General features: G+C 62.5%; 1 protein-coding gene. It reads left to right on the top strand.

Annotated features, from left to right (window positions below):
- The first annotated feature begins 227 nt into the window (after nt 1–227).
- Nucleotides 228–1,484, top strand: coding sequence for an IS110 family transposase (locus AB4074_RS24745; protein ID WP_441415741.1), 1,257 nt, complete (start codon nt 228–230; stop codon nt 1,482–1,484).
- Nucleotides 1,485–1,512 lie beyond the last annotated feature (28 nt).

Raw genomic sequence — 1,512 nt, forward strand, 5'->3', positions numbered from 1 at the left:
TGAGTTGATCGGCCGCCTACCGGCCGCGCCACGGATGGAGGAAAATTCTATGGTCGCCCGGTGACCCCGCGTTGACTTGGTGCGGTTGGAGCCCGCAAATGAGTTTGGAGACCGGAGGCCGCCGACAGGAACTACTGATTGTTGCTTCGAGCACGTGAGTCAGACTCTTTCGTCCTGCAGGCCTCCCCGGGCGGCACCGCCGAGACAGACCGGGGAAGGGACGAGCGATGGAAGTGCTACAAGAACGGTGCGCCGCTTTGGACATCAGCAAGCGTGACGTCAAGGCATGTGTCCGGGCGCCGGACCCGCACCGGACGGGTAAAAGGCGGCAGGAAGTTCGAACCTTCGCGTCCATGACGAATGCTCTGCTGGAGTTAAAGGATTGGCTGATCAGCGAACGGGTCAGCGTGGTCACGATGGAAGCCACCGGCGACTATTGGAAACCCGCGTATTACCTGCTGGAGGACGCCGGGTTCGAGTTGATGCTGGTCAACGCCCGCGACGCCAAGGGGCTTCCGGGCCGCAAGACAGACGTCAGTGATTCAGCGTGGCTATGTCAGCTCACCGAATGCGGGCTACTGCGACCCTCGATGGTCCCACCCGAGCCGATCCGCCGACTGCGTGATCTCACCCGGTATCGGACCACCACGGTCCGGGAACGCAACCGGGAAGCGCAACGGCTGGAAAAGGTCCTCGAAGACGCTTGCGYGAAGCTCTCCGCGGTGGCCACCGACATCCTCGGGGTGTCCGGTCGAGCGATGATGCAGGCCCTCATCGAGGGTGAACGGGATCCACAGGTCCTCGCCGATCTGGCCAAACAGAAGCTGCGGCTCAAACACGATGCGTTGGTCGAGGCGCTGACAGGCCGTTTCACCGACCACCACGCGTTCCTCTGCGCAATCATCCTGCGCCGGATCGATGAACTGAGCGCCGTCATCGAGGAGGTGACCGCACGGATCGATACCGAACTCGCCCCGTTCGCTAACACGGTCGAGCATCTCGTGACCATCCCGGGGATCGACCGCAAAGGCGCCGCCGTGATCATCGCCGAGACCGGAGGTGACATGACCAGATTCCGGACCGCCGCGCACCTGGCCTCGTGGGCAGGAGTATGCCCTGGCAGCCACGAATCCGGCGGGATCAAGAAGCCAGGAGGCCGGCGAAACGGCAACAAAGCACTCGAAGCTGCCTTGGGCAACGCGGCGATGGGCGCAGCCCGGACCAAAAACACCTACCTACGCGAACGCTACTACCGCCTCGCTGCCAGACGAGGCAAACAACGAGCCATCGTCGCGATCGAGCATTCTCTCCTCACCGCGATCTGGCACATGCTCATGAACAACCTCGACTACCACGAACTCGGACCTGACCACTTCACCCGACGCGAGCCCGCCAACGTCATGCGCCGCATCACCAAACAAGCCAACGCACTCGGCCTCACCGTCCGATTCGACCCCATCCATCAGACCGCCGCAGCAACCTGAAACCACTCACCATCCATTTTCGAGTCAG

It is taken from the genome of Arthrobacter sp. 2MCAF14, from assembly GCF_052115645.1.
Classification (GTDB): domain Bacteria; phylum Actinomycetota; class Actinomycetes; order Actinomycetales; family Micrococcaceae; genus Arthrobacter.